The sequence below is a fragment of the Erwinia sp. PME.40.26/001 genome, from assembly GCF_055556675.1.
Genome location: NZ_JBVHNP010000004.1, coordinates 13946 through 36183, shown reverse-complemented (window position 1 = coordinate 36183; position 22238 = coordinate 13946). Strand labels below are relative to the sequence as shown.

The window sequence follows — 22238 nt, the reverse complement described above, 5'->3', positions numbered from 1 at the left end:
TAATACTGCTGGTTTTGTCGCTGAGTGCTCAGGCCCGGATGGCATCAGAGCTGATGGCGTTGCAGCTGTGCCAGCAGCATCTCTTCAATCAGCTCGCTCCGGCTCATATTACGCTCGAAGGCCAGCTGGTTCAGGACATCCACCGCATCGCTGTTCATTTTCAGCTCAACGCGTTTCAGGCCGCGCACTTTATCACGCTTGAGCTGATTGCGTTTGTTGATACGCAGCTGCTCATCACGCGTCAGCGGGTTAGTCTTGGGTCGTCCCGGACGACGTTCATCTGCGAACAGATCGATCGTTGTGCGGTCCGTGTTCTCTTTTGCCATAGGAATCGTCGTACTGAAAGGCTGGATGACTGATGAATTGGTCCGTTATGCCGTCTGAAGGAGCAGCAACGGCAAAATTTTAGCGCGCCATCATACCCCAGCGAAAGAGGTGACGACAATCATTTATCCCCGTCATTCTTCACCCTACTGGTGCATTGATGGCATTCGTTATCTGGTTCCTACAACGCAAAAAAACGACGGATGGCGCGTAAAACGGCCTCAGGCTTCTCGGCGTGTACCCAATGCCCGGCACCGGTTATCACGTGAGCACGGGCCTGCGGGAACTGGGACAGCAGGGCATCACGATATTCATCGGCCAGATACGGTGAGCGGTCTCCGCGAATAAACAGCACCGGATGCGGCCATGCGGGCAGAGACTGCCAGCTAATAATACGGTCATAACAGGCCAGCAGCACGGGAACATTAAAGCGCCATTCGCCATCATGAAACGATTTGAGCAGGAACTGGATAACGCCCTCTTCGTTAATGGAATGCCGCATCAGCGCCGCTGCCTCGCTGCGTGAAGTGGTAGCCGCGTCTGTCACGGCGTTCAGGGCAGTAAAAATGTCATCATGGTGGCGGGTGGTGTACGCCACCGGAGCAATATCAATCACCACGATGCTCTCTACCCGGTCGGGAGCCAGTGCGGTCAGCGCCATCGCGATCTTCCCGCCCATTGAATGCCCGATCACACTAAAGCGATCGACCTGCAAGCCGTCAAGCGTATCCAGAATGTCCTGTGCCATCAGGGGATAATCCATCTCTGGCGCACGCGAAGACAAGCCGTGATTGCGTACATCGAGTTGAATCAGACGGCGATCGTCTTTTAATCCCCGGGCCAGTACGCCCAGGTTGTCCAGGCTGCCGAACAGGCCGTGGATCAGCACCAGCGGCAGTCCGTCAGTCGCAGATTGTTCAGATTGCAGGCGGAAATTCAAATTCATAGCGAAAGTTCTTACAGTTGGCACGAGGGCTTAGGGTATCATGGATCCCACAATTTCTGCCGCTGGTGCGAATGACGGAGATGATCTTTTTGCGGCATATTCCTACTTTTGCCCTGAAAAGGGCATGGCGCTACACCCCGGCAGGATTTAACTTTATAATCCTGATGTTAGAACTGGCCAGGTTAAACACCGCGACGGTGACGAGATCGTGCGTCCCTGAGGAACCGGGTTCTGATACAAGCACTAACCGTACTGGATAAAGATGAAAACGATCGAAGTCGACGAAGAGCTATACCGCTATATTGCCAGCCACACTCAGCATATTGGTGAAAGTGCATCAGATATTTTGCGCCGGATGCTGAAATTCACCGCCGGTCAGACGACGTCAGCGGTGTCCGCCTCTGCGATAGCGAAAGACCCCGTTGCGGGTGGCATTAAAACAGAGTCCCGGCCGCAGGATCGCGTTCGTGCGGTGCGTGAGTTGTTGCTTTCGGACGAGTATGCCGAGCAGAAGCGGGCGGTAAATCGTTTCATGCTGATCCTGTCAACTTTATACAGTCTGGATGCCAAAGCGTTTGGTGCAGCGACTGAGTCGCTGCAGGGGCGTACCCGCGTTTACTTTGCGGGTAACCAGCAAACCTTGGTCGAGAATGGCACCCATACGAAGCCGCAGCACGTTCCGGGCACGCCGTACTGGGTGATAACCAACACAAATACTGACCGTAAGCGCAGCATGGTGGAACATATCATGCTGTCGATGCAGTTCCCGGTGGAACTGACAGAGAAAGTTTGCGGTACCCTCTAACTGAAGCGTCAGGGAGAAGCGCCAATGGCCAATCACCCCCGTGCCGGACAACCAGCCCGGCAGAGCGATTTGATTAACGTTGCACAATTAACATCTCAGTATTATGTCCTGCAGCCTGAATTGGGTAACGCAGAACATGCGGTGAAATTTGGCACTTCCGGCCATCGCGGTAGCGCGGGCCGTCACAGCTTCAATGAGACCCACATTCTGGCTATCGCGCAGGCGATCGCCGAAGAGCGTAAAAAGAACGGTATCACCGGTCCCTGCTACGTAGGTAAAGATACCCACGCGTTGTCTGAGCCGGCCATCATCTCGGTACTGGAAGTGCTGGCCGCCAACGGTGTGGATGTGATCGTACAGCAGGATAACGGCTACACGCCAACGCCTGCTATTTCCCATGCGATCCTCGAACACAATAAAACCGGTGGTGCGCAGGCGGATGGTATTGTGATCACCCCTTCACACAATCCACCGGAAGATGGCGGCATTAAATACAACCCGCCAAACGGAGGGCCTGCCGACACCAACGTCACGAAGGTGGTGGAAGATCGCGCTAATGCGCTGATTAAAGAAGGCCTGAAAGAGGTGAAACGCATCTCGCTGGATCAGGCCTGGGCCAGCGGTCACCTGACGGAACAGGATCTGATCCAACCTTACATCGAAGGTCTGGCGCTGATCGTGGACATCCCGGCAATCCAGAAAGCAGGCCTGAAAATTGGTGTTGATCCGCTGGGCGGCTCTGGTATTGCCTACTGGCAGCGTATTGCGGAATTCTACAAGCTGGATCTGACCATCGTTAACGATGCCGTTGACCAGACTTTCCGCTTTATGCACCTCGACCACGACGGTGTGATCCGTATGGACTGTTCGTCTGAGTCGGCGATGGCGGGCCTGCTGGCCCTGCGTGACAGGTTCGATCTGGCTTTTGCCAACGATCCTGATTACGACCGTCACGGTATCGTTACGCCTGCGGGCCTGATGAACCCAAACCACTATCTGGCGGTTGCTATACAGTACCTGTTCCAGCATCGTCCACAGTGGGGCAAGGACGTTGCCGTGGGTAAAACTCTGGTGTCCAGCGCGATGATTGACCGTGTGGTTGACGATTTGGGCCGTAAACTGGTGGAAGTGCCGGTGGGCTTTAAGTGGTTTGTCGACGGTCTGTTTGATGGCAGCTTTGGTTTCGGTGGCGAAGAGAGCGCAGGGGCATCCTTCCTGCGCTTCGACGGCACGCCGTGGTCGACCGATAAAGACGGCATCATCATGTGCCTGCTGGCAGCCGAAATTACAGCGGTTACCGGTAAGAATCCGCAGCAGCACTATGATGAACTGGCGCAGCGTTTTGGTGCCCCAAGCTACAACCGCATCCAGGCACCGGCCACGTCGGCTCAGAAAGCCGCGCTGTCTAAGTTGTCTCCGGAAATGGTCAGTGCTGATACCCTGGCGGGCGATCCTATCACCGCGCGTCTGACGGCAGCTCCGGGGAACGGGGCCTCCATTGGTGGTCTGAAAGTGATGACCAAAAATGGCTGGTTTGCAGCCCGTCCTTCCGGTACGGAAGACGCTTACAAAATCTACTGCGAAAGCTTCCTCGGTGCTGAACACCGCGAGAAGATTGAGAAAGAAGCCGTTGAGATTGTCAGCGCCGTGCTGAAAAACGCCTGATTGCTCAGGTAGTGTATAAAAAGGGCTCCCAGGTGAGCCCTTTTTTTATGGCATAAAACGGTAGCCCACGCCGGTTTCGGTCAGCAAATGCTGCGGGCGGGCGGGGTCAGACTCCAGCTTCTGTCGCAAATGCCCCATATAAATGCGCAGATAATGGCTGTGCTCTACCGCATTCGGCCCCCAGACCTGGGTCAGCAACTGGCGCTGGGTCATCACTTTTCCCGGATGGTTGATCAGGCTGACCAGCAGGCGAAATTCAATCGGGGTCAGGTGCAGATCCGCGCCTTCACGCATCACCCGGCGGGCGGCGATGTCCACCCTGATGTTGCCAAAGTTCACTTCTGCCGCAGGGCCATCATTTCCCTGCTGTGGTCGGTGACGCATCGCCACGCGAACCCTGGCCAGCAGCTCACCCACGCCGAATGGTTTACTGAGAAAGTCATCCGCACCGGCGTCAAGGGCGCTGATTTTATCCTGCTCATCACTGCGCGCCGACAGCACGATCACCGGCATACTGCTCCACTGTCGTACTTCACGAATAAAGCGGGTGCCATCGCCGTCCGGCAGGCCGAGATCAAGTATCACCAGCTCCGGTTTGCGCGTGGCGGCTTCAATTAAACCACGGCTCAGGGTGTCGGCATCGACAACGCGAAAGCCTTCTCCCTCCAGTGCCACGCGCAGAAAGCGGCGGATCTCTTTTTCATCTTCAACAATCAGGATGGTGGACACAAAACCTCAGCAGCTAACCAGAGTGGGGACAATCGTTATTATAACAGCTGCTAATTTAGCAAAAAGTCAGCAGGGCGTCCGTGATTAGCGGGAATTCTCTCATGTTGTTAATAAAAGGATCGGTTCCCTGTGAAAATTTAACCAAACTGTAACCTTCTTTCATTTTTCGTACGGAGGGTGGTTTTTTTTTCGTCAAAAGTGGTCTGATCAGTAGTAAAATTACATCGCAGGGAGTATTATTTTGTTCAGATTACACACAGCCACTTTTATTCATTTCAGGAGGACGTATGAGTCTTTATCATAACTATTCATCTACTCGGATTTTCATGCGTCGTACTGCGGTGCTGTTAATCGGCATCGCTGCGCTGCCCGTTATGCTGTTCCGTAACGATCGGGCCCGTTTCTACAGCTATCTGCACCGGGTCTGGGCAAAAACCAGCGATCAGCCCGTCTGGCTGGCACGGGCTGAAGCAGCTGGCTGTGATTTTTACTGATCGTATTGAGGGCTACGCCTCAAAAGCTGTTTAATCCCGCCGTCAGGCGGGATTTTTTTTGCCTGTTGCCCGGTGTTTACGCTACACTTAAATCTGTACAAGATATTTGAGGTTGTATAATTATGGGCGATAAAATTCCGGTTGGTATCAGTGCCTGTCTGCTAGGTGAAAAAGTCCGTTTTGACGGCGGCCATAAGCGCAATGAGTTTGCGGCTGAACAACTGGCGCCCTTTCTGCGTTATGAAGCAGCCTGCCCTGAAATGGGTATTGGCCTGCCTACGCCACGGCCAGCTTTACGCCTGACGGAAGGACCGGGGGAGAACGATGTTTCCCTCTGTTTCAGTAACGGTCTCGAGGCACCGGTGACCGAAAAGATGGCTGCCTGGTCTCAGGAAAAAGTCAGCCGCCTGCATCATCTCTGTGGTTATATCGTCTGCGCTAAATCGCCAAGCTGCGGTATGGAGCGGGTGCGTATTTATCAGCCCGACAATAATAACAATCGTAAAGCCGGTACTGGCGTGTTTACCCGTGAGCTGATGGAACAGATGCCGTGGCTGCCGGTAGAAGAAGACGGACGCCTGCACGATCCGCTACTGCGTGAAAACTTCGTCGCGCGCGTTTATGCCCTGCATGAATTTAACCAGCTGTGGGCCAGTGGGCTGACCCGTGCCAAACTTATGGCCTTCCATACGCGTTACAAGCTGCTGCTGCTGGCGCACTCTCAGCTTGACTACCGTGAAATCGGCCCCTTTGTGGCGAAGATGGATCAGTGGGACTCACTGGAAGCGTTTGCCCTGGAATACCGTCAGCGGCTGATGGACCTGATGAAGCACGTCGCCTCCCGCAGCAACCATACCAATGTCCTGATGCACGTTCAGGGCTATTTCCGTCGTGAGCTGACATCCCCGCAGCGTCAGGAGCTGGCCGGGTTGATCGACCATTACCGCCAGGGCATTCAGCCTTTACTGGCCCCCATCACCTTACTGAAGCACTACATGGCGGAATTCCCGCATCCGTGGCTGGCCGGGCAGCGCTATTTCTCGCCTTACCCGGAAGCGCTGCGCCTGCGGTACGGACACTAATCTCAGGGAGCACTATGACAACTCATCTGGTCTGGCTACGCAATGATCTGCGTATTCACGACAACCACGCGCTCCATGCCGCCTGCCGCTCAGAGAATGCGCGCGTCATTGCCCTGTTTATCGCTACGCCCGCTCAGTGGGCGTCGCACAATATGGCCCCGAAGCAGGCGGAGTATATCTGGCAAAGCCTGCTGGATGTGCAGGCTTCGCTGGCGCAAAAAGGCATCCCATTATACCGGGTGGAGTGCGATGATTTCAGTGCCTCGGTGTCCCTGCTGCAGGCTTTTTGCCAGGAACATCAGGTCGACCGCCTGTTTTACAACTATCAGTACGAAGTGAACGAACGCCAGCGCGACGCTGAGGTGGAACGCACCCTGTTTAACGACGACATTGTGGTTCAGGGGTTTGACGACAGCCTGCTGCTGCCACCGGGCAGCGTGCTGACCGGCAGCCGCGAGATGTACAAAGTGTTTACCCCGTTCAGCAAGGCGTTTGTGAAACGCCTGAAGGAGGGGCTGCCGGAGTGCCTGCCTGCGCCAGGCGTCAGAAGCAGCGGGGCAATTGAGGTCGAAGAGAGCAGCCAGCAGCGATTTGATTATCCCAGTGAGGCATTCGATTCCGGCCTGTTCCCGGTGGGAGAGAAAGCGGCGATTGCCCGCCTGCGTGAGTTCTGCCAGCTGCCGGTCACACTTTATTCTGAGCAGCGCGATCTGCCCGCGCTGGACGGTACCAGTCGTCTGTCGGTCTGCCTGGCGACCGGAGTGCTGTCTCCGCGTCAGTGTCTGCACCGTCTGCTGAGGCAGCATCCCCGGGGGCTGGAGGATACGCAGGTTTTCGTCTGGCTGAATGAGTTGATCTGGCGCGAATTCTACCGTCATCTGCTGGTGGCTTATCCGGCGCTATGCCGTCATCAACCCTTTACCCAATGGACGAAAGACGTGAAATGGCGTAACGATCCGCAGGGGTTCCAGGCATGGCAGCAGGGTAAAACGGGCTATCCGATAGTTGATGCCGCCATGCGACAGCTGAACACGCTGGGCTGGATGCATAACCGCTTGCGCATGATCACCGCCAGTTTTCTGGTGAAGGATCTGCTGATCGACTGGCGTGAGGGTGAGCGTTACTTTATGTCACAGCTGCTGGACGGCGATCTGGCCGCGAATAACGGCGGCTGGCAGTGGGCCGCGTCTACCGGTACGGATGCCGCTCCCTATTTCCGCATTTTTAACCCCACCACTCAGGGGGAACGCTTTGACAAAAGCGGGGCGTTTATTCGTCACTGGCTGCCTGAGCTGCGCGATGTGCCGGAAAAATACATTCATCAGCCGCACGACTGGGCAAAGAAAAATCATCAAAGTCTCGATTATCCTGCGCCGATCGTGGAACATAAACAGGCACGCCTGCAAACCCTGGCTGCCTTTGAGGCAGCACGAAAAAAGACGGACTGATTATGCTGAATACTGAACTCGAACAGCGGGTTAACCAGCTGCTGAACACGGCGGACTTTAAAGACTATGCGCCTAACGGCCTGCAGGTTGAAGGCCGTAGCGAGATTAAAAAAGTGATTACCGGTGTGACCGCCTGCCAGGCACTGCTCGATGAAGCCGTGCGTTTACAGGCGGATGCCGTACTGGTTCACCACGGCTATTTCTGGAAAAGCGAAGCCCCGGCGATTAAAGGGATGAAACGCCAGCGTCTGAAAACGCTGCTGGCCAATGATATCAACCTGTTTGGCTGGCACCTTCCGTTGGACGGGCACCCGGAGATCGGTAACAACGCCCAGCTGGCGAAGCTGTTCGGCATTGAGGTGAAAGGCGAGATTGCGCTGCTGCTGCCGTGGGGCGAACTGGCAGAGCCTGTTAGCGGTGAAGCCTTTGCTCAACGGATCGGCACGGCGCTGGGGCGTGAGCCGCTGCACTGTGGCGACAATGCCCCCGCCCTGATCCGACGCGTGGCCTGGTGCAGCGGTGGCGGCCAGGGGTATATCGATCAGGCTGCTGCATTTGGCGTTGATGCTTTTATCAGTGGCGAGGCGTCCGAGCAGACCATTCACAGCGCACGCGAGCAGGGCCTGCATTTCTTCGCCGCAGGCCATCACGCCACCGAGCGTGACGGGATCAGAGCGCTGGGCGAATGGCTGGCCCGTGAGCATGGCCTGGACGTGACCTTTATCGATATCAATAACCCCGTCTGACTCCCTCCAGCCTGTCAGCGCACGGTGAAATCCGTGCGCTGAAGGTTGACTCCGTTATAACAATTCCGCATAACTGTCTGTCATATTTGCAATTAACCCGACTTGTATCCTGCTGGCAGTGATATTTCTGCCGCGGATAGAGAGGTTATTGCCCCTTTTCGGCTTTGAGGAGACGCCTTTTGCAACGAGCACGTTGTTACCTGTTAGGCGATCGGGCTGTGGTACTGGAGCTTGAACCGCCGGTATCACTCGCCAGCCAGCAACGCATCTGGGGACTGACCCAACGATTACAGGATCGCCCTGAAGTGATTGAGGTGGTGCCGGGGATGAATAATATCACCGTGATGCTGCGCGACCCACAGCAGACCGCACTGGATGCGATTGAATGGCTGCAGCAGTGGTGGGAAACCAGTGAGTCTCTGTCGCTGGAATCACGACGGATAGATATTCCGGTTGTGTATGGCGGCCAGGCCGGTCCCGACCTCGACGAGGTAGCGCATCACAGCGGACTGAGCCCGTCCCAGGTGGTGGCCTGCCATGCGTCGGTGGATTACGTAGTCTATTTTATCGGTTTTCAGCCGGGTTTCCCTTATCTCGGCGGACTGGATGAGCGATTGCATACACCGCGCCGTGCTGAACCCCGCGTGCAGGTCCCAGCAGGATCGGTGGGTATTGGCGGCAGCCAGACTGGCGTTTATCCGCTGGCCGCGCCGGGCGGCTGGCAGCTGATAGGCCATACACCGACCGCGTTGTTTACCCCGGATACGCATCCCCCGGTGCTGTTGCGCCCAGGCGATCGCGTGCGCTTTGTGCCGCAGAAGGAGGGGATATGTTAACCATTATTCGTGCCGGGATGAGCACCAGCATTCAGGACGGTGGCCGGGTGGGCTGGCGGAAATACGGCATCAGCCTCAGTGGTGTGCTGGATCATCCTGCGATGCAGACCGCCAATATGCTGGTGGGCAACGCCCCTGACAGCGCGGTATTGGAGATCACCCTGGGGCAGTTTTGTGCGGAATTCAGGCGCGATGGCTGGCTGGCCCTGACGGGAGCAGGCTGTCACGCTGAACTGGATGGAAAACCCGTCTGGACGGGGTGGCGGACAGCGGTGAAAGCGGGGCAGTGCCTGACGTTAGGCCTGCCACAGCGTGGCATGCGCAGCTACCTGGCGGTTGATGGCGGATATGTTATTGACGACCGACTGGGTTCTGACAGTACCGATCTTAAAGCCGGGTTTGGGGGTTTTGCCGGACGCAGTCTGGCTGACGGCGATCAGCTGACGCTGGGGCAACCGTCCCGGCAGTTCCTGCAGCCAGCGGGTGTCCGTCAGCTGCTGTGGGGAAATCGCGTGCGTGCGCTGCCTGGGCCGGAATACCACGAGTTCAGTGAAGAGAGCCAGGAAGCCTTCTGGCGTACCGCCTGGCGGCTGAATCCGCAGAGTAACCGCATGGGCTATCGTTTGCAGGGGCGAAAGCTGCTGCGTGAGACCTCCCGCGATCTGCTGTCACACGGCTTGCTGCCCGGTGTGGTGCAGGTTCCACCAAATGGTCAGCCTATTGTGCTGATGGCGGATGCACAAACGACCGGGGGTTATCCTCGTATCGCCTGCGTGATCGAAGCCGATCTCTATCATCTGGCTCAGCTGCGCCTTGGTGAGCCGGTTCACTTTGTTCACTGTACGCTGGAAGAGGCGTTGCTGGCTAAGCGAGAGCAGCAGCGTTCACTGGATCATATGGCTTGGGGGTTAGCGAATGAAAGTTGATCTTAATGCCGATCTTGGTGAAGGTGCAGGCAGCGATCTGGCGCTATTACAGCTGGTTTCATCGGCGAACATCGCCTGTGGTTTCCACGCCGGGGATGCGCAGACCATGTTGCAGTCCGTACGCTGGGCGCTGGAGTATGGTGTGGCAATTGGGGCGCATCCCAGCTTCCCGGACCGTGAAAACTTTGGCCGTACGGCGATGCAGCTGCCGCCGGAAACGGTGTATGCGCAGGTGGTTTATCAGGTCGGTGCGCTAAAAGTGCTGACCGAAAGCGAAGGCGGCAGGCTGGCTCACGTCAAACCACACGGCATGTTGTATAACCAGGCTGCGGTTGATGCTCCGCTGGCGCACGCCATTGCCCAAGCCGTTAAAGCGGTCGATCCGGCGCTGGTGTTGGTCGGACTGGCGAACAGCGAACTGATCCGTGCCGGTGAACATTATGGACTGATCACCCGTCAGGAGGTCTTTGCCGATCGGGGTTATCAGCCTGATGGTTCACTGATACCGCGTGGTCAGCCCGGTGCGCTGGTGGACAGCGATCGGCAGGCGATTAGCCAGACGCTGACAATGATCCAGCAGGGCCAGGTGCAGAGCCTGAGCGGTGAATGGGTGAAGGTCCGGGCCGATACGGTATGCCTGCACGGCGATGGTGCCCATGCCCTTGATTTTGCCCGTCAGCTGCGCGAGGCATTCAGCCAGCGGCATATCGCTGTTACCTGCCGCTAACGCGGCTCTCTGTGATGACGCCCCGACACGATGTTGGGGCGTTTTTTTCTGTTTTAAGGAGTCTTTATGGACGCTGTCGTTAATCTCTGGCCCCTCGCGGGGATCGCCGCCATCGTGGTCGGGTTTTTACTCCGGTTTAACCCGGTCATTGTGGTGGTCGTTGCCGGGTTAATCACCGGGCTGACGGCCCAGATGCCCGTGGCGGATATTCTGGAGAAGCTCGGCTCCGGGTTTCTCAACACGCGTAATCTGCCGTTTATCCTGCTACTGCCTCTGGCCATCATTGGCCTGCTGGAGCGCAACGGATTGAAAGAGCGCGCTCAGGCATGGATCGCCCGCATTCGCAGTGCGACTGCTGGCCGACTGATGATCGTCTATCTGCTGGCGCGTGAGATCACCGCCGCGCTGGGGCTGACGAGCCTGGGCGGACATCCGCAGATGGTTCGCCCGCTACTGGCACCTATGGCCGAAGGTGCGGCGGAAAGTCGTTATGGCGAACTGCCTCCGGCAGTGCGCTATCGTCTGCGTGCTATGGCGGCCGCGACCGATAACGTCGGGCTGTTTTTTGGCGAAGATATTTTCGTCGCCTTTGGCGCAATTATCTTTATGCATAACTTTATGCAGGAATCAGCAGGCATCCACACCGAACCGCTGCATATTGCTCTCTGGGGTATTCCCACCGCGCTGTGCGCATTTTTAATTCATGCCGTGCGGCTGCACCGTCTGGATAAAACACTGGCGAATGAACTGAGCAGGCTCAATGCCAGTGCGCTGCAACAGAAGGGAGGGCGCTAATGTTTGAGCAAAATTATCTGTACTGGCTGGCGGGAACCATTCTGTCAGGGGTGGCGCTGCTGTCGTGGCGTGACAAAAGCAACCCGCGTCGCCTGACGACTGGCCTGTTCTGGGCATTGTATGGCCTGGTGTTCTTTATTGGTGAATGGACGACCGAACTGGTGAGCGCACGTACGCTGCACATTGGTATCGGCGTGGGCGTGGTAGTGATGGCGTTAATTGCCGGTTTTGGTGGCGTGAAGCTGGGAAGTTACTCGCAGCGAACCCCGGAGCAGCGCACAGAAAGAGCGGAACGTCTGGGAAATCGTCTGTTTATGCCCGCCCTGGTTATTCCGGTAGTGACAGTGATTGGCGTGTTGATTTTCAACAATATTCCAACGCTCCGCCAGGCGATGTTCGGGGCGGGCAATCATGCCACGCTGATCACGCTGTTTTCTATGACGGTGGGCTGTCTGCTGGCCTGGCTGCTGGCGCTGAAGATCACGCGCGAATCTCCGGCGCAGTCCCTGCAGGAGGCACGCCGCCTGCTTGACTCGATTGGCTGGGCATTTATTTTGCCGCAGATCCTGGCGACGCTGGGTCTGCTGTTTACCAGTGCGGGCGTGGGGACGGCGATTTCGCACCTGACTGAAACGTATCTGGCAGTGGACAATCGCTTCATTGCCGTGGTGCTCTACGCCGGCGGTATGGCGCTGCTGACCATGGTAATGGGCAATGCGTTTGCGGCCTTCCCGATTGTGACGGCCGGGATCGGCATCCCTATTCTGGTCTTACAGCACCACGGTAATCCGGCGGTGATGGCGGCGATCGGCATGTTCTGCGGTTACTGCGGCACGCTGATGACGCCGATGGCGGCAAATTTCAACATCGTGCCTGCCAGACTGCTGGAACTGCCGGACCGCAATGCGGTGATCAAAGCGCAGATCCCGACCGGTGTGCTACTGTTGATTGCCAATATATTCCTTTTGTATTTCCTGATGTTTTTGTGAGGGAACGATGAAAACAGTACTGATCACGGGCTTCGAGCCCTTTGATGGTGAACGTATCAATCCTTCCTGGGAGGCGGTGAGTCAGCTGCACGATCGCCTTATCGGCAATGCGAGAGTGATTGCCCTGCAGTTGCCCTGCGTTTTCGGTGCCTCGCTTGAGGTGCTGTATACCGCGATAGAGAAGGTTAAGCCTGACTTCGTTATCGCCGTAGGTCAGGCCGGAGGCCGCAGTGAAATCAGCGTTGAACGCGTGGCGATCAACGTCGATGATGCACGTATTCCCGACAATGCGGGAAAGCAGCCGATCGATGAACCGGTCGTGGAGCAGGGGGCCGCCGCGTATTTTTCAACGCTGCCCATTAAAGCCATGGTGGCCGGTATCCGTGAGGCCGGCATCCCGGCTGCGGTATCGCAGACTGCCGGGACGTTCGTCTGTAATCATGTGATGTATGGTCTGCTGCATCATCTGCGCCGTCGCAAAACGCGCGGCGGATTTATTCATATTCCCTGGCTGCCTGAACAGGCCATTCATCATCCCGGGGCTGCGAGTATGTCCCTGGCGATGGTTACGCTGGCTCTGGAGATGGCCATAAGTATCGCTCTGGCGGTAGAAGAGGATCTCCGGCTTGAAGGCGGTGCCACGCACTGATTGAAAGGGAAATAGCATGCCAGAAGGTCCTGAGATCCGCCGTGCGGCAGATCGGCTGGAAGAGGCCATAAAGGGTAAGGTACTGACCGACGTGTGGTTTGCCTTTCCGGCGCTGCAAACCTACCAGCAGGCGCTGGTGGGGGAGCGGGTGATCGCCATTGAGACCCGGGGTAAAGCGCTGTTAACCCACTTTTCTAATGGTCTGACATTGTACAGCCATAACCAGCTGTACGGCGTCTGGCGGGTGGTAAAAACCGGCACTGAACCGGCCAGTAAGCGGCAGCTGCGCGTCCGGCTGACAGCGGAAGATAAAACGCTGCTGCTGTTCAGCGCCTCCGAGATCGAACTGCTCAATGCCGAAGGTGTGGCAAGCCATCCTTTTCTGCAAAAGATCGGACCGGATGTGCTGGATATGTCACTGACCGAAGCCGAAGTGCGCGAACGTCTGCTGTCACCGCGCTTCCGGCGTCGCCAGTTTAGCGGGCTGCTGTTGGATCAGACGTTTCTGGCCGGACTGGGCAACTATCTGCGCGTGGAAATCCTCTGGCTGGCACAGCTCGCCCCCCAACATAAAGCGGAAGGGTTAACCGGTGAGCAAATCGATGTGCTGGCGGCGGCACTGCTGGCGCTACCACGTCTCTCCTACCAGACGCGCGGGAAGGGGGATGAGAACCATCACCATGGCGCCCTGTTCAGCTTTAAAGTGTTCCATCGCGCAGGGCAGGCGTGTGAACGCTGCGGAAATAAGATTGAACGAACACTTCTGTCATCCCGGCCCTTTTACTGGTGCCCCGGTTGCCAGAAATGAAAAAATTAAGGGCCGATCAACAAGCGATCGGCCCTTACGTTAATGTTCTCTGTCACTACGGGACGGCCTTCAGCAGCCCCCCCGCTCACTGTTACTTAATTTTAGAGCTGAAATCACGCTGGTCATAACCCGTGTACAACTGGCGAGGACGCGCAATTTTTACGCCGTCATCATGCATTTCTTTCCAGTGTGCAATCCAGCCAACGGTACGTGCCATCGCAAAGATCACGGTAAACATGGACGATGGAATACCCATCGCTTTCAATATGATACCGGAATAGAAGTCAACGTTCGGATAGAGTTTACGCTCAATGAAGTACGGGTCGTTCAGCGCAATATGCTCCAGCTCCATGGCCACTTCCAGCAGGTCATCTTTCATGCCCAGCTCTTTCAGTACTTCGTGGCAGGTTTCACGCATCACCGTGGCACGGGGATCGTAGTTCTTGTAAACGCGGTGGCCAAAGCCCATCAGACGGAATGAATCGTTTTTGTCTTTCGCGCGGCGCAGGAACTCAGGAATGTGTTCGACGGTGCTGATCTCTTCCAGCATCCGCAGACAGGCTTCGTTTGCACCACCGTGGGCAGGCCCCCACAGAGAAGCGATACCGGCAGCAATACAGGCGAACGGGTTAGCGCCAGAGGAGCCAGCGGTACGGACGGTTGAGGTCGAGGCGTTCTGCTCATGATCAGCATGCAGGATCAGGATACGGTCCATCGCACGTTCCAGCACCGGGTTCACCACATACTCTTCGCAAGGGGTGGAGAACATCATATGCAGGAAGTTACCGGCATAGGAAAGATCGTTGCGCGGGTATGCAAACGGCTGGCCGATAGAGTATTTGTAGCACATGGCCGCCATCGTCGGCATTTTAGACAGCAGACGGAAAGCCGCGATTTCACGGTGACGTTCAATGTTGACGTCCATCGCATCATGGTAAAATGCGGCCAGCGCACCGGTCACACCGCACATAACGGCCATCGGATGCGAATCACGGCGGAAGCCACGGAACAGATGATGGATCTGCTCGTGCAGCATGGTATGACGTGTCACCGTGGTTTTGAATTCTTCAAACTCTTTTGCTGTTGGTGCTTCACCGTTCAACAAAATGTAACAAACTTCCAGATAGTTTGAGTGCAATGCCAACTGGTCAATCGGGAAACCCCGGTGCAGCAGAATGCCTTCATCACCATCGATATAGGTAATTTTCGATTCGCAGGACGCAGTAGAAGTAAAGCCAGGGTCAAAGGTGAAATACCCTTTAGAACCCAGATTACGGACGTCAATCTCTTCCTGACCCAATGTACCTTTCAGTACATCAAGCTCGATTGGATCTTCGCCATCCAGGGTTAGCGTTGCTTTTTTATCAGCCATTTACAGTCTCCTTAGCGCCTTATTTAGGGATCTTTATCACCGGGAAATATCTTCCCCAGCCTTGTGCCTGGCGCAGAAGGTCATCAACTCTGTGGCATCTTTTTACGTGCAGGGTACAGAGTGACGGGCGCGTGCTGGCCGGGATGACATCATCCTGATGCGAACATGGTTGTGTAAAGATCCGGTCTGGTGATGACTTGTGTTAGCGTCAAAACCTGATGCTTTATGGGTAATCCCAACCAATGTTACATAACTTGTGCTTAGGGGAAAGTGTATCCCCATAACTTTTGTGCATCATAGAACTTTTATCCGTCCGTTTGTAACAAGAATGTTGAACTTTTGTCAAATCAGATAATTAAAAATGTATGAAATATGAAAATCGTGAGGATGATCACTGTTCCGCCGAAATGTGACCAAAGAGTTTGTAGGGGAATTGTAATGAGTTTGTGAACCCCCTATACTGCGGCCAGGTCTCCGGAAATACCCTGCAGTAGGAGCCACCCAGCGTTTCATACGCGTCGTTTTTGACACTGGACGTTGTAGTTTTGGTGCCTGGCGCGAATGCTTGCCTTATTAACGCTGTCTGACCCGCCTTCAGGACCGGAGGAAGCAAAATAAGAAAGGCTGTGTGGGCAAAATCGTGAAAAAACAAAGACCTGTCAATTTGGATCTCAGTACGATCCGGTTTCCCTTAACCGCAATTGCGTCCATTCTCCACCGCGTATCCGGCGTGATCACCTTCGTGTCGATCGGGATTCTGCTCTGGTTACTGGGTCTGTCGCTCTCCTCTCCCGAAGGCTTCCTTCAGGCTGCCGCTGTCATGGATAGCTTTATCGCCAAATTTATCATGTGGGGCATCTTAACCGCACTGGCGTACCATATCGCTGGCGGTATTCGCCATATGATGATGGACTTTGGCTTCCTCGGCGAAACCTTAGAAGCGGGTAAGTTTTCAGCGCAAATTGCGTTCGGTATCACTGTCGTGCTCTCAATTCTGGCTGGAGTCCTCGTATGGTAAGCAACGCTTCTGCACTGGGTCGCAACGGCATCCATGACTGGCTGTTGCTGCGTGCTGCCGCTATGGTGATGACCCTCTATGTGATCTATCTCCTCGGCTTTATCGTGATGTCAGGGACCCTGACCTATGACATCTGGCGCGGATTCTTCTCATCTTCCTTTACGAAAGTATTCACCCTTCTGACGCTGTTCTCCATTCTGGTGCACGGCTGGATTGGGATGTGGCAGGTACTGACAGACTACATTAAACCGCTGGCGCTGCGCATGATGCTGCAGCTGGTGATCGTGGTCGCACTGTTAGTGTATGCAATTTATGGAACTGTCGTAGTGTGGGGTGTGTAATGAGTTTGCCAGTCAGAGAATTTGACGCCGTGGTCATCGGCGCTGGCGGCGCGGGTATGCGCGCCGCCCTACAGATTTCCCAATCGGGCCAGACCTGTGCCCTGTTGTCTAAAGTTTTCCCAACCCGTTCCCATACCGTGTCTGCGCAGGGCGGTATCACTGTCGCACTGGGCAATACCCACGACGATAACTGGGAATGGCACATGTATGACACGGTGAAAGGTTCCGACTATATCGGTGACCAGGACGCCATTGAGTATATGTGTAAAACCGGTCCGGAAGCGGTGACCGAATTAGAGCATATGGGGCTGCCATTCTCCCGTCTGGAAGATGGTCGCATCTATCAGCGTCCGTTCGGTGGCCAGTCGAAAAACTTCGGCGGCGAGCAGGCGGCACGAACGGCGGCCGCGGCTGACCGTACCGGGCACGCGCTGCTGCATACGCTCTATCAGCAGAACCTGAAGAACAAAACCACGATCTTCTCCGAATGGTATGCACTGGACCTGGTAAAAAATGCCGATGGTGCCATCGTCGGCTGTACCGCGCTGAACATTGAAGATGGTGAAGTGGTCTACTTTAAAGCGCGAGCCACGGTGCTGGCGACGGGTGGAGCCGGCCGTATTTATCAGTCGACCACCAACGCCCATATTTGCACCGGTGACGGTGTGGGTATGGCGCTGCGTGCGGGTGTTCCGGTGCAGGATATGGAAATGTGGCAGTTCCACCCAACCGGAATTGCCGGTGCGGGTGTGCTGGTCACTGAAGGGTGTCGTGGCGAAGGCGGATATCTGCTGAACAAGCACGGTGAACGCTTCATGGAGCGTTACGCGCCCAATGCTAAAGATCTGGCTGGCCGCGATGTTGTCGCCCGTTCAATGATGATTGAGATCCGTGAAGGTCGTGGCTGCGAAGGCCCGTGGGGTCCGCATATCAAACTGAAACTGGATCACCTGGGTAAAGACGTGCTGGAGTCCCGCCTGCCGGGTATTCTTGAGCTGTCACGTACCTTTGCCCACGTTGACCCGGTGAAAGAGCCGATTCCGGTAATCCCAACCTGCCACTATATGATGGGGGGGATCCCAACGCGGGTGACCGGTCAGGCGTTGACCGTTAACGAGCAGGGGCAGGATACTGTGGTGCCTGGCCTGTTTGCCGTCGGTGAAATTGCCTGCGTATCTGTTCACGGTTCCAACCGCCTGGGCGGTAACTCGCTGCTTGACCTGGTAGTATTTGGTCGTGCGGCGGGCCTGCATTTGCAGGAGTCGATTAACGAGCAGGGAGCGCTGCGTGACGCCACCGAAGAAGAGATCGAGGCTTCGCTGGCGCGTCTGAACCGCTGGAACAATAATGTGACGGGTGAAGATCCGGCTGAATTGCGTAAAGCCCTGCAGACCTGCATGCAGCATAACTTCTCGGTATTCCGCGAAGGTGATGCTATGGCGAAAGGTCTGGCCGAGCTGAAAGTGTTGCGTGAACGTCTGAAAAACGCCCGTCTCGACGATCGTTCACCGGACTTCAATACGCAGCGTATTGAGTGCCTCGAACTGGACAACCTGATGGAAACGGCGTACGCCACTGCCGTTGCCGCTAACTTCCGTACCGAGAGCCGTGGAGCTCACAGCCGTTTCGACTATCCTGAACGTGACGATGCAAACTGGTTATGTCACAGCGTGTATCTGCCGCAGAGTGAAAGCATGACGCGCCGTGAGGTGAACATGCAGCCGAAACTGCGTGCGGCCTTCCCGCCGAAAGCACGTACTTACTAGTTTGCGGAGATAAACATGAGACTCGAATTTTCCATCTATCGTTACAACCCGGAAGTCGATGATGCTCCGCGTATGCAGGAATACACGCTGGAGTCGGAAGACGGCCGTGACATGATGCTGCTGGACGCGCTGATGCGTCTGAAAGAGAAAGACCCGACGTTAGCGTTTCGCCGCTCCTGCCGTGAGGGCGTATGTGGCTCTGACGGCCTGAACATGAACGGAAAGAACGGTCTTGCCTGTATTACTCCGGTCTCTGCGCTGGGGAACGGTAAACAGAAAATTGTCATCCGCCCGCTGCCCGGTTTACCGGTGATCCGCGATTTGGTGGTGGACATGGGCCAGTTCTATGCTCAGTATGAGAAGATCAAGCCTTACCTCTTGAATAATGGGCAAAAACCGCCAGCCAGAGAGCACCTTCAGGAACCGGAACAGCGTGAAAAACTGGATGGTCTGTACGAGTGTATCCTCTGTGCCTGCTGCTCCACCTCATGCCCGTCATTCTGGTGGAATCCGGACAAGTTTATCGGTCCGGCAGGCCTGCTTGCGGCTTACCGCTTCCTGATTGACAGCCGCGATACGGAAACCGACGCGCGCCTCGACGATCTGAATGACGCTTTCAGCGTATTCCGCTGTCACAGCATCATGAACTGTGTGAGCGTATGTCCGAAAGGGCTGAACCCAACGCGCGCTATCGGCCACATTAAGTCGATGCTGCTGCAGCGGGGCGCATAATACCGATGTCCGGGAGCCTGAGGGTTCCCGGCGTTTTTACCAGGTCATCTTTGTAAGGTGTTTTCGGCAGAGCGATGTTGCCGGAAACCCTTTGCAAAGGTTCCCTTACGGGCCGGTCGCTCGTAACGAAGAACCGTACCACGGTAAGCCGTTAACGCGGCGCGGGACTTGCAAAGGTTCCATTAAACAACCACGGCGAAAAAAAAAGCACAAATATGCTTAAGGGATCACAATGCAGAACAGCGCGATGAAACCCTGGCTGGACTCCTCCTGGCTGGCCGGCGCGAACCAGTCCTACATAGAACAGCTCTATGAGGACTTCTTAACCGATCCTGACTCTGTTGATGTGGCCTGGAAATCTCTTTTCCAAGAGCTTCCTGGCACTGGGGTTAGACCTGAGCAATTCCACTCCACCACACGCGAGTACTTCCGCCGCCTGGCGAAAGACGCATCGCGCTATACCGCCTCCGTTAGCGATCCTGAAACCAATGCCAAACAGGTCAAGGTACTGCAGCTGATCAACGCCTTCCGTTTTCGCGGGCATCAGCAGGCAAACCTCGATCCGTTAGGCTTGTGGAAGCAGGAAGCGGTGCCCGATCTCGACCCGGCCTATCATGGCCTGAGCGAAGCCGATTTCCAGGAAAGTTTCAATGTGGGTTCCTTTGCGATTGGCAAAGATACCCTGAAGCTGGCGGATCTGTTTGCCGCTCTGCAGCAAACCTACTGCGGTTCGATCGGTGCGGAATATATGCACATCACCAATACCGAAGAAAAACGCTGGATCCAACAGCGTCTGGAATCGGCGGTGGGGCAGGCTTCTTACTCTGTTGAAGAGAAAAAGGGTTTCCTCAAGCAATTGACCGCAGCAGAAGGTCTGGAGCGCTACCTTGGGGCAAAATTCCCCGGGGCAAAACGTTTCTCACTGGAAGGTGGTGATGCGCTGGTGCCGATGCTGAACGAGATGATCCGTCATGCCGGTAAGAGCGGTACGCGCGAAGTGGTGCTGGGAATGGCACACCGTGGCCGTCTTAACGTGCTGATCAACGTGCTGGGGAAAAAACCGCAGGACCTGTTTGACGAGTTCGCTGGTAAGCATAAAGAACACCTCGGCACCGGCGATGTGAAGTACCACATGGGCTTCTCATCGGATGTGGAAACGGAAGGCGGCATGGTTCACCTGGCGCTGGCGTTTAACCCATCACATCTTGAAATTGTCAGCCCGGTAGTAATGGGGTCAGTGCGTGCCCGTCTTGACCGTCTGGATGAACCTGCCAGTAACAAAGTCTTGCCGATCACCATCCATGGTGATGCTGCGGTTATTGGCCAGGGCGTGGTGCAGGAAACCCTGAACATGTCTCAGGCGCGTGGTTATGAAGTGGGCGGTACCGTGCGTATCGTGATCAATAACCAGATCGGCTTTACCACCTCGAACCCTAAAGATGCGCGTTCAACACAGTACTGTACTGACATTGGCAAAATGGTGCTGGCCCCGATCTTCCACGTTAATGCGGACGATCCGGAAGCGGTTGCCTTTGTGACCCGCCTGGCGTTGGATTTCCGTAACACCTTTAAACGCGACGTGTTTATTGACCTGGTCTGTTATCGCCGTCACGGCCATAACGAAGCGGATGAGCCAAGCGCTACGCAGCCTGTGATGTACCAGAAAATCAAGAAACACCCAACGCCGCGTAAACTGTATGCTGACAAGCTGGAAGCCGAACAGGTCGCCAGCCTGGAAGATGCCACGGAAATGGTCAACCTTTACCGTGATGCGCTGGATGCCGGTGAATGTGTGGTGCCGGAGTGGCGTCCAATGAGCCTGCACTCATTCACCTGGTCACCGTATCTGAACCACGACTGGGATGAAGGTTATCCGGAATCTATCGAACTGAAGCGCTTGCAGGAACTGGCAAAACGCATCAGCACGGTACCGGAATCTGTCGAAATGCAGTCTCGTGTGGCGAAGATTTACAACGATCGCGCTGAAATGGCTGCCGGTAATAAACCGTTTGACTGGGGCGCTGCAGAGAATCTGGCTTACGCCACGCTGGTGGATGAGGGCATCCCATGCCGTCTTTCCGGTGAGGATATGGGGCGCGGCACCTTCTTCCATCGCCATGCCGTTATCCATAACCAGGCGAACGGTTCAACCTATACCCCACTGCAGCACGTGCACAATGGTCAGGGCACCTTCAAGGTCTGGGACTCCGTCCTGTCGGAAGAAGCGGTACTGGCATTTGAATACGGCTATGCCACGGCAGAACCGCGTACCCTGACCATCTGGGAAGCGCAGTTTGGTGACTTTGCTAACGGCGCGCAGGTAGTGATTGACCAGTTCATTAGCTCCGGCGAGCAGAAATGGGGCCGTATGTGCGGCCTGGTAATGCTGCTGCCGCACGGCTACGAAGGTCAGGGCCCTGAGCACTCATCAGCACGTCTGGAGCGTTATCTGCAACTCTGCGCCGAGCAGAACATGCAGGTCTGCGTCCCTTCGACGCCGGCACAGGTCTACCACATGCTGCGTCGTCAGGCGCTGCGCGGTATGCGTCGTCCGCTGGTGGTGATGTCACCGAAGTCACTGTTACGTCATCCACAGGCCGTATCTTCATTAGAAGAGCTGGCAAGCGGGGCGTTCCAGCCTGCGATTGGAGAGATCGACGATCTCGATCCGCAAGGGGTCAAACGCGTCGTGCTCTGTTCCGGTAAGGTCTACTACGATCTGCTGGATAAACGTCGTAAAAATGAACAAACCGACGTTGCTATCGTGCGCATTGAGCAGCTGTATCCGTTCCCGCATAAAGCGGTGCAGGATGTGCTGCAGCAGTATTCTCACGTGCATGATTTTGTCTGGTGTCAGGAAGAACCCCTGAACCAGGGTGCATGGTATTGCAGCCAGCACCACTTCCGCGAAGTCGTGCCGTTTGGGGCTTCATTACGTTATGCCGGCCGTCCTGCATCCGCATCCCCGGCAGTTGGCTATATGTCCGTTCACCAGCAGCAGCAGCAAGATCTGGTTAATGACGCGCTGAACGTTGAATAA

General features: G+C 55.7%; 22 protein-coding genes. 18 read left to right on the top strand and 4 right to left on the bottom strand.

All coding sequences use genetic code 11. The features are described 5' to 3' along the window. Window positions 1-44: 44 nt before the first annotated feature. Both ybfE and ybfF read right to left on the bottom strand, forming a co-directional pair. On the bottom strand, window positions 45-326 hold the full coding sequence (gene ybfE, locus ACZ3HG_RS13025; protein WP_191933475.1) for a LexA regulated protein: 282 nt from the start codon (window positions 324-326) through the stop codon (window positions 45-47). A gap of 179 nt (window positions 327-505) precedes the next feature. Next, window positions 506-1270 carry an esterase gene (ybfF, locus tag ACZ3HG_RS13020; protein ID WP_465332993.1) on the bottom strand — a complete coding sequence of 255 codons (765 nt, stop codon included), beginning with the start codon at window positions 1268-1270 and terminating at the stop codon, window positions 506-508. 262 nt (window positions 1271-1532) lie between these two features. Here ybfF and seqA point away from each other — a divergent pair, with 262 nt between their 5' ends. Then, window positions 1533-2075, top strand: a complete 543-nt coding sequence (gene seqA / locus ACZ3HG_RS13015; RefSeq protein WP_191933473.1) for a replication initiation negative regulator SeqA — start codon at window positions 1533-1535, stop codon at window positions 2073-2075. Between the two features lie 24 nt (window positions 2076-2099). Then, on the top strand, window positions 2100-3740 hold the full coding sequence (gene pgm, locus ACZ3HG_RS13010; RefSeq protein WP_465332992.1) for a phosphoglucomutase (alpha-D-glucose-1,6-bisphosphate-dependent): 1641 nt from the start codon (window positions 2100-2102) through the stop codon (window positions 3738-3740). A gap of 45 nt (window positions 3741-3785) precedes the next feature. Here the strand turns inward: pgm and kdpE are convergent, their stop codons facing one another. Further along, on the bottom strand, window positions 3786-4469 hold the full coding sequence (gene kdpE, locus ACZ3HG_RS13005) for a two-component system response regulator KdpE (RefSeq protein ID WP_191933471.1): 684 nt from the start codon (window positions 4467-4469) through the stop codon (window positions 3786-3788). Between the two features lie 287 nt (window positions 4470-4756). Between kdpE and ACZ3HG_RS13000 the strand changes: the two genes are divergently transcribed. From ACZ3HG_RS13000 to nei, 11 genes are all read left to right on the top strand, one after another. Next, a complete protein-coding gene (locus tag ACZ3HG_RS13000) occupies window positions 4757-4963 on the top strand; it encodes a YbfA family protein (RefSeq protein WP_191933470.1) in 207 nt (68 codons plus the stop codon). 122 nt (window positions 4964-5085) lie between these two features. Beyond that, window positions 5086-6045, top strand: a complete 960-nt coding sequence (locus tag ACZ3HG_RS12995) for a DUF523 and DUF1722 domain-containing protein (protein WP_465332991.1) — start codon at window positions 5086-5088, stop codon at window positions 6043-6045. A gap of 14 nt (window positions 6046-6059) precedes the next feature. Next, on the top strand, window positions 6060-7493 hold the full coding sequence (gene phrB, locus ACZ3HG_RS12990; RefSeq protein WP_191936391.1) for a deoxyribodipyrimidine photo-lyase: 1434 nt from the start codon (window positions 6060-6062) through the stop codon (window positions 7491-7493). Window positions 7494-7495: 2 nt separating this feature from the next. Further along, window positions 7496-8239: a type 2 GTP cyclohydrolase I gene (locus ACZ3HG_RS12985; RefSeq protein WP_191933467.1), complete on the top strand. Its 744-nt coding sequence runs from the start codon at window positions 7496-7498 to the stop codon at window positions 8237-8239. 179 nt (window positions 8240-8418) lie between these two features. Continuing rightward, entirely contained in the window at window positions 8419-9075 is a 657-nt protein-coding gene (gene pxpB, locus ACZ3HG_RS12980) for a 5-oxoprolinase subunit PxpB (protein ID WP_191933466.1), read from the top strand. Beyond that, entirely contained in the window at window positions 9069-10001 is a 933-nt protein-coding gene (pxpC, locus tag ACZ3HG_RS12975) for a 5-oxoprolinase subunit PxpC (RefSeq protein WP_465332990.1), read from the top strand. The genes pxpB and pxpC overlap by 7 nt, the downstream gene beginning before the upstream one ends. Beyond that, entirely contained in the window at window positions 9991-10728 is a 738-nt protein-coding gene (gene pxpA, locus ACZ3HG_RS12970; protein WP_191933464.1) for a 5-oxoprolinase subunit PxpA, read from the top strand. Before pxpC ends, pxpA begins: the two co-directional genes overlap by 11 nt. A gap of 66 nt (window positions 10729-10794) precedes the next feature. Then, window positions 10795-11523 carry a DUF969 domain-containing protein gene (locus ACZ3HG_RS12965; protein ID WP_191933463.1) on the top strand — a complete coding sequence of 243 codons (729 nt, stop codon included), beginning with the start codon at window positions 10795-10797 and terminating at the stop codon, window positions 11521-11523. Next, a complete protein-coding gene (locus ACZ3HG_RS12960; RefSeq protein ID WP_191933462.1) occupies window positions 11523-12512 on the top strand; it encodes a DUF979 domain-containing protein in 990 nt (329 codons plus the stop codon). Before ACZ3HG_RS12965 ends, ACZ3HG_RS12960 begins: the two co-directional genes overlap by 1 nt. 7 nt (window positions 12513-12519) lie before the next feature. After that, complete coding sequence (gene pcp / locus ACZ3HG_RS12955) at window positions 12520-13161, top strand: pyroglutamyl-peptidase I (RefSeq protein WP_191933461.1); 642 nt, start codon at window positions 12520-12522, stop codon at window positions 13159-13161. Window positions 13162-13177: 16 nt separating this feature from the next. Continuing rightward, the gene (gene nei / locus ACZ3HG_RS12950; protein WP_465332989.1) at window positions 13178-13969 is read left to right on the top strand and encodes an endonuclease VIII; all 792 of its coding nucleotides are present in this window, start codon (window positions 13178-13180) and stop codon (window positions 13967-13969) included. Between the two features lie 91 nt (window positions 13970-14060). Here the strand turns inward: nei and ACZ3HG_RS12945 are convergent, their stop codons facing one another. Beyond that, a complete protein-coding gene (locus tag ACZ3HG_RS12945) occupies window positions 14061-15341 on the bottom strand; it encodes a citrate synthase (RefSeq protein WP_191933459.1) in 1281 nt (426 codons plus the stop codon). 628 nt (window positions 15342-15969) lie between these two features. On the opposite strand from ACZ3HG_RS12945, the gene sdhC reads away from it, so the two are divergent. The 5 genes from sdhC to sucA all read left to right on the top strand — a co-directional run bounded on the left by sdhC (window position 15970) and on the right by sucA (window position 22238). After that, window positions 15970-16359, top strand: a complete 390-nt coding sequence (gene sdhC / locus ACZ3HG_RS12940) for a succinate dehydrogenase cytochrome b556 subunit (protein ID WP_191933458.1) — start codon at window positions 15970-15972, stop codon at window positions 16357-16359. Beyond that, window positions 16353-16700 carry a succinate dehydrogenase membrane anchor subunit gene (gene sdhD / locus ACZ3HG_RS12935; protein ID WP_062748452.1) on the top strand — a complete coding sequence of 116 codons (348 nt, stop codon included), beginning with the start codon at window positions 16353-16355 and terminating at the stop codon, window positions 16698-16700. Before sdhC ends, sdhD begins: the two co-directional genes overlap by 7 nt. Continuing rightward, window positions 16700-18466: a succinate dehydrogenase flavoprotein subunit gene (gene sdhA, locus ACZ3HG_RS12930; RefSeq protein WP_191933457.1), complete on the top strand. Its 1767-nt coding sequence runs from the start codon at window positions 16700-16702 to the stop codon at window positions 18464-18466. Before sdhD ends, sdhA begins: the two co-directional genes overlap by 1 nt. 15 nt (window positions 18467-18481) lie before the next feature. Beyond that, the gene (locus ACZ3HG_RS12925) at window positions 18482-19198 is read left to right on the top strand and encodes a succinate dehydrogenase iron-sulfur subunit (protein WP_191933456.1); all 717 of its coding nucleotides are present in this window, start codon (window positions 18482-18484) and stop codon (window positions 19196-19198) included. Between the two features lie 232 nt (window positions 19199-19430). Further along, window positions 19431-22238: a 2-oxoglutarate dehydrogenase E1 component gene (gene sucA / locus ACZ3HG_RS12920; protein WP_191933455.1), complete on the top strand. Its 2808-nt coding sequence runs from the start codon at window positions 19431-19433 to the stop codon at window positions 22236-22238.